Here is a 6,776-nt window from a genome sequence, read left to right on the forward strand (position 1 = left end):
CGGTCGCCGGACCGGTACCTCAGACGACACTCACGCCCGCCAGCCAGCCCCCGTCGATCACGAACGGCTGCCCGGTGATGTACGAGGAGTCCTCGCAGCTCAGGAAGAGGGCGAGCCGTGCCACCTCCTCCGGCCTGCCGATCCGGCCGAGCGGCACGAGCCTGCCGTACAGCTCCTCCAGCGCCTCGGCGCTCACCGCGTTGTCCGCGGCCGGGTCCAGCTGGGACGGGTCGCTCATCGCCGTGTCGATGGCGCCCGGACAGACGGCGTTCACGCGGATCTTCTTCGCGGCCAGTTCGAGGGCGGCCACCCGGGTCAGCCCGACGATGGCGTGCTTGGTCGCCGCGTAGGCCCCGACGTACGCCATCCCGGTCAGTCCCGCGTACGAGGCCGTGTTCACGATCGTCCCGCCGCCCGCCGCGGCCAGCTCCGGCGCGACGGTCCTGATCCCGAGGAAGACACCGACCTGGTTGACCTGCACCACCTGCTGGAACTCCTCCAGCGGGGTGCTGACCAGCTCGTTGAAGCGCAGGATGCCGGCGTTGTTGACCAGCCCGTCGATCCGCCCGTACGCGTTCTTCGCGGCCTCCACGGCGGCCCGCCAGTCGTCCTCCCGGCTCACGTCGAGGTGGACGTAGCGCGCCCCGATCTCCTCGGCGAGCGCCTCGCCCCGGTCGTCGAGCACGTCCGCGAGGACGACCTCGGCGCCCTCCCCGGCGAAGAGCCGCGCCTCCTGCTCACCCTGCCCGCGCGCCGCGCCGGTGATCAGGACGACGCGTCCGTCCAGCTTGCCCATGGCTCTCCCTGGTCGAGGTGGGGCGCGACCTCCGCGCCGAAAGCGGCCATCTGGTCGAGGAGTTCTTCCCGGCCGCGGGAGCGGAACCGCACCTGGATCTGGTGGACCCCCATCGCGCGGTAGGCCCGCAGCGACTCGGCGAGCGCCTCCGGTGTCCCGCGCAGCGTCCGCCGCCCGACGTCCCACGCGGGCTCGCCCACGTACAGCGGCTCGGTGATGGCCCCGACGACGAAGGGCCCGGTGACGCCCGCGTCCGCCCGGAGCCGGTGCACCGTCGCGATCTGTTCCGGAAGCCGGTCGCGCGGATCGCCCTGCGGCAGCCAGCCGTCACCCCGGAGCGCCGCCCGGCGCACCGCGGCGGGCGAGGAGCCGCCGATCCAGACGGGGACCCGGTCCTGCGCGGGCCGGGGGCGCTGCCCGAGGCCCTCGAAGTCGTACATCCTGCCGTGGTGCGCCGGGTACTCGTCGGGCCCGAGCGCGGCGCGCAGGGCCTCGACGCACTCGTCGAGCACCGGGCCCCGCCGCTCGAAGTCCACGCCCAGCGCCTCGAACTCCTCCCGTACGTGCCCGGCGCCGACGCCCAGGATCAGCCGGCCGCCCGACAGGTGGTCGAGGGTCGCGTACTGCTTCGCGGTGACGAGGGGATGGCGCAGCCCGACGACCGCGACGTGGCTGAGCAGCCGGACGCGCCCGGTCACGCCCGCCAGGAAGGCCAGCGTCGCGACGGGGTCGTACCAGACGGTGCTCATGGCGCCCGCCAGGCGGCGCGGGACGGCCACGTGGTCGCAGCTCGCGAGGTAGGCGAAGCCCGAGCGGTCGGCGGTACGGGCGATCTCGACGAGGTCGCCGGGGCCCGCGTCCGCCTCCCAGGGCTCGGCGTAGAGGGTGCTCTGCGACTGGACGGGGAGCTGCATCCCGTACACCGGTCGCCCGTGCGGCGGCATCTCCAAGGCACGCAACCTTCCTGCCGTGCTGTCATGTGGGCGCTCGTGGTGTCGTCCGGCGGTTCACCGGACTCGGGCCGGGCGGGGTTTCACGCCGCCCAGAGCCCGTCCTCCGTCAGTCCCAGCAGCTCGATCGCGTTGCGCCGTACGATCCGGTCGACCACGTCCGGGCCGAGGTGGCCCATCTGGGCCTCGCCGACCTCGCGGGACCTGGGCCAGGTGGAGTCGGAGTGCGGGTAGTCGGTCTCGTACAGGACGTTGCCGACGCCGATCGCGTCCAGGTTCCTCAGGCCGAAGGCGTCGTCGAAGAAGCAGCCGTGAACGTGTTCCGCGAAGAGCTCTGACGGCGGCCGGTGGACCTTGTCGGCGACGCCGCCCCAGGCGCGGTTCTCCTCCCACACGACGTCGGCGCGTTCGAGGATGTACGGGATCCAGCCGATCTGGCCCTCGGCGTACATCACCTTCAGGTTCGGGAAACGCTCGAACTTGCCGCTCATCAGCCAGTCGACCATCGAGAAGCAGCAGTTGGCGAAGGTGATGGTGGAGCCGACGGCGGGCGGGGCGTCGGCGGAGGTCGAGGGCATGCGGCTGCTGGAGCCGATGTGCATGGCGATGACCGTGCCGGTCTCGTCGCAGGCGGCGAGGAAGGGGTCCCAGTCGTCGGTGTGGACGGAGGGGAGCCCGAGGTGGGGCGGGATCTCGGAGAAGGCCACGGCGCGGACTCCGCGGGCGGCGTTGCGGCGCACCTCCCGGGCCGCGAGTTCCGCGTCCCAGAGCGGGATGAGCGTCAGCGGTATCAGCCGTCCCGCCGCGGCCGGACCGCACCACTCCTCCACCATCCAGTCGTTGTAGGCCCTGACCCCGAGCAGGCCCAGCTCGCGGTCCTCGGCCTCGGTGAACGTCTGACCGCAAAAGCGCGGGAAGGTCGGGAAACAGAGCGCCGACTGCACGTGGTTGACGTCCATGTCGGCCAGCCGCTGCGGCACGTCGTACGACCCGGGCCGCATCTGCTCGTACGTGATGATCTCCAGCTTGATCTCGTCGCGCGCGTAGCCGACGGCGGTGTCGAGGCGGGTGAGAGGGCGGCGCAGGTCCTCGTACACCCACCAGTCGCCGATGGGCCCGTCGTCGCCCGGAGCGCCCATGACGGGCGCGAACCTGCCGCCGAGGAACGTCATCTCCTTCAGCGGCGCCCGGACGACGCGCGGGCCGCGGTCCCGGTACCGCGCCGGGAGCCGGTCCTGCCAGACGCCCGGCGGCTCCACGGTGTGGTCGTCCACCGAGATGATCCTGGGGAAGGGGGGCGAGGGGCTGTCCGCGCTTCGCGTGGTCTCCATACGAGTCACCGTAGCGCTGATCTGACGACCCGTCAGCTCCCTGCCGGGCTCGCCGTACTCCGCTCGCACCGGCCGGTTCCGCACCGATCCGTGAGGAGAGCGTGTGAGGACCTTGTGCCGTACCGTGCGCCCCCCTGTGATCGCTGTCTCCCACGGCTGACGCATCCGCCATGAACAAGGCAAACTGGCCTCGTTGTCATGACGGTCGGCAGGGGGACGGCGATGGACGGTGTACCGCGAGTGCCGGAGCAGCGGAGCCCCGAGGATTCGGCGGCGCTGCGCTTCGGCGTGCTCGGACCGGTGCGCGCCTGGCGCGGGACGGAACCCCTGCCCATGGGATCACCGCAGCAACGCGCGCTGCTCGTCGCGCTGTTGCTGCGGGAGGGACGGACGGCGACGGCCCCCGAACTCATCGACGCGCTGTGGGGCGAGGAGTCCCCGCCCCAGGCCCTGGCCGCCGTCCGCACCTACGCCTCCCGGCTCAGGAAGGTCCTCAACCCCGGGGCGCTCGTCAGCGAGTCCGGCGGCTACGCCATCCGCCTCCCGGACCCCGGCGCACTCGACCTCGCCCGGGCCCAGCAACTGGCCTCCGACGCCGAGAAGGCCAAGCACACCGGGGACCTGTGCCGGGCCCGCGCCCTGCTCAACGAGGCGCTCGGCCTGTGGGACGGGGAGCCGCTGGCGAGCGTCCCCGGCCCCTACGCCGACACCCAGCGGACCCGGCTGGAGGAGTGGCGCCTCCAACTGCTGGAAACGCGCCTCGACATGGACCTGGAGCAGGGCTGCCACGCGGAGGCGGTGTCCGAGCTGACCGCGCTGACCGCCGCCCACCCGCTGCGCGAACGCCTGCGGGAACTGCTCATGCTGGCGCTGTACCGCTCCGGCCGGCAGGCCGAGGCCCTCGCGGTGTTCGCCGACACGCGGCGCCTGCTCGCCGACGAGCTCGGCGTCGACCCCCGGGCGGACCTCCAGGAGCTCCAGCAGCGCATCCTCCGCGCCGACCCCGGACTCGCGGAACCCTCCGCCTCGCCGGCGGAGCCTCCCCCGGCGCCCGTCCGTCCCGCCCAACTGCCCGCCTCCGTCACCGACTTCACCGGCCGCGCGTCCTTCGTCCAGGAACTGGGCGACGTGCTGGCCGCCGCGTCGACGGCCGAGGGCCGGGTGATGGCGGTCTCGGCGCTCGCGGGCATCGGCGGCGTCGGCAAGACGACGCTGGCCGTGCACGTCGCGCACCGGACACGCGGCGCCTTCCCGGACGGGCAGCTGTACGTGGACCTCCAGGGCGCCGGAGCACGCGCGGCCGAGCCCGAAACGGTCCTGGGCGCGTTCCTGCGGGCCCTCGGCACCCCGGACTCCGCCATCCCCGACTCCCTGGAGGAGCGCGCCGCGCTGTACCGGACGGCCCTGGACGGCCGCCGCGTCCTGGTGCTGCTGGACAACGCGCGCGACGCCGCGCAGGTACGTCCGCTGCTGCCCGGGACGGAGGGGTGCGCGGCGCTGGTCACCTCCCGGGTGCGCATGGTGGACCTGGCCGGGGCGCACCTGGTGGACCTGGACGTCATGTCCCCCGAGGAGGCGCTCCAGCTCTTCACGAAGATCGTCGGCGCGGAGCGGGTGACGTCGGAGCGGGAGGCCGCTCTCGACGTGGTCGCCGCCTGCGGGTTCCTCCCGCTCGCCATCCGGATCGCCGCCTCCCGGCTGGCCGCGCGGCGCACCTGGACCGTCTCGGTGCTGGCCGCGAAGCTCGCCGACGAACGCCGCCGCCTGGACGAGCTCCAGGCCGGCGACCTCGCCGTCAAGGCCACCTTCGAACTCGGCTACGGCCAGCTGGAGCCGGCCCAGGCCCGCGCCTTCCGGCTGCTGGGCCTCGCCGACGGCCCCGACATCTCGCTCGCTGCCGCCGCCGCGGTGCTGGACCTCCCGGCCGAGGACACGGAGGACCTCCTGGAGTCCCTCGTCGACACGTCCCTCCTGGAGTCCGCCGCCCCCGGCCGCTACCGCTACCACGACCTGGTCCGCCTCTACGCGCGTGCCTGCGCCGAACGCGACGAACACCCGCCGACCGAGCGGGACGCGGCGATGTCGCGGCTCCTGGACTTCTACCTGGCGACGGCGGCGGGCGTCTACGCGATCGAGCGGCCGGGGGACCGGCTGGTGGATCACCTGGAGCCGACCAAGTACCCGGGGATGCGGTTCGCCGACCGCCACGCCGCCCTGGACTGGCTGTACGCCGAGGCCAACTGCCTGCTGGCCTGCGTCCACCAGTCCCTCGCAGACGACAGGCTGAGCAGAGCCGTGGATCTCCTCTGGGCCGCGAAGGACCTCGCGGAGTCCGGCGCGAACGCCCGTGACTACGGCACCAACGCCGTCCTCGCGCGCGACGCCGCCGGGCGCGCGGGCGATCCGCGCGCCGAGGCCCGGGCCCGCACGGCCCTCACCGAGGCGCACCTGGCCGGCGGCCGCTTCGACCGGGCGGCGGAGGAGGCGGAGCACGCCGAGGCACTCGTCCGCCGGATCGACGACCCCGCCCTCAACTGCTGGGTGCCCAACCACCTCGGCGTCACCGCGGTCTACCGCGGGCAGCACGGGGCGGGCGCCGCGTACCTCCAGCAGGCGATCACGTGCTTCCGCGCCGACGGCAACCTCGCGGGTGAGGCCAGCGCCCTGTGCAACCTGTCGCGCGCCCACCTCGCGATGGGGCAGACGGCCAGCGCGATCGCGCTCGCGGAGCAGGGCATCGGCATCTACGACCGGCTCGGGCACACCCTCCGCGGCGCCAACGGCCGCTACGCCCTCGGGCTCGCGCTCGCCCAGGCCGGCGACCTCGGCAAGGCCGTCGCCCAGCTCACCGAGGCGCTCGACGTCTTCCGGGACAGCCGTCAGCGGCTGTGGGAGGGCATGTCCATCTTCCGCATGGCCGAGGTCCGCCTGACCCAGGGCAAGCCCGCGCTGGCCGCCGCGCTGGCCGAGCAGTCGCTCGCCGTGCTGCGGGGCATCGGCGGTGACTGGCGGCGCGGGAACGTGCTGACCGTCCTCGGGCGGGCGCTCAGCGCGATCGGCCAGACCGACCGCGGCCAGGCCTGCTGGCGCGAGGCCCTGACCATCTACGAGGACCTGGGCTCGCCCGAGTCCGCGGAGGTACGGAGCCTGCTCTCACCGCTGGCGGCCGCGTAGGTCCCCACCGCACGGACGTTCATCGTTCGTTTATCGCGCTGCGCCACTCTGAGTTCGTCGATCCGTCGCGTCGGGGGGCAGACGAATCGCCGCGAGGCCCATCACATATGGTGAACGGCCTTGTCAGCCCGCCCGGCGGCCCTCGGGGGAGTCGCCGGGCGGGCTGTCTCACCACACACAACGGGGAGTTGAACACGATGGCCCAGAAGAAGACCGACGGCACCGTCAAGCCGCTCGACACGCACATCACCGACGCCGACGCCGGCACGGTGAAGCCGCTGGACACCCACATCACCGACGCCGACGCCGGCACGGTGAAGCCGCTCGACACCCACATCACCGACGCCGACGCCGGCACGGTGAAGCCACTCGACACCCACATCACCGACGCGAAGGCCTGACAAGCCACCCGTCGACGGGGATCGGGCGCGGGGGGGGGGGGGGGGGGGGGGCGCGGGGGGAGGGGGTGGGGGGGGGGGGGGGCCGCCCCAACTCTTTTTTCCCGGTCAGCCCGCCCCTCCCCCG

Annotated in this window: 5 protein-coding genes; 2 read left to right on the forward strand and 3 right to left on the reverse strand. The window is 73.5% G+C overall.

The window, feature by feature from the left end:
* Window positions 1–19: 19 nt before the first annotated feature.
* The 3 genes from AC069T_RS05980 to AC069T_RS05990 form a co-directional block, all read right to left on the reverse strand.
* On the reverse strand, window positions 20–796 hold the full coding sequence (locus AC069T_RS05980) for an SDR family NAD(P)-dependent oxidoreductase (protein ID WP_478781556.1): 777 nt from the start codon (window positions 794–796) through the stop codon (window positions 20–22).
* Window positions 766–1,710: an LLM class F420-dependent oxidoreductase gene (locus tag AC069T_RS05985; protein WP_478781557.1), complete on the reverse strand. Its 945-nt coding sequence runs from the start codon at window positions 1,708–1,710 to the stop codon at window positions 766–768. The genes AC069T_RS05980 and AC069T_RS05985 overlap by 31 nt, the downstream gene beginning before the upstream one ends.
* A 119-nt stretch (window positions 1,711–1,829) precedes the next feature.
* Window positions 1,830–3,077 (reverse strand): amidohydrolase family protein, encoded by a 1,248-nt coding sequence (locus AC069T_RS05990; RefSeq protein WP_478781558.1) that lies wholly within the window; start codon window positions 3,075–3,077, stop codon window positions 1,830–1,832.
* 222 nt (window positions 3,078–3,299) lie between these two features.
* Between AC069T_RS05990 and afsR the strand changes: the two genes are divergently transcribed.
* A complete protein-coding gene (gene afsR / locus AC069T_RS05995) occupies window positions 3,300–6,251 on the forward strand; it encodes an SARP-family global regulator AfsR (RefSeq protein ID WP_478781649.1) in 2,952 nt (983 codons plus the stop codon).
* A gap of 197 nt (window positions 6,252–6,448) precedes the next feature.
* Window positions 6,449–6,652 carry a hypothetical protein gene (locus AC069T_RS06000; RefSeq protein WP_478781559.1) on the forward strand — a complete coding sequence of 68 codons (204 nt, stop codon included), beginning with the start codon at window positions 6,449–6,451 and terminating at the stop codon, window positions 6,650–6,652.
* The last annotated feature ends 124 nt before the right edge of the window (window positions 6,653–6,776 follow it).

The sequence above is a fragment of the Streptomyces sp. NPDC043867 genome (assembly GCF_056435845.1).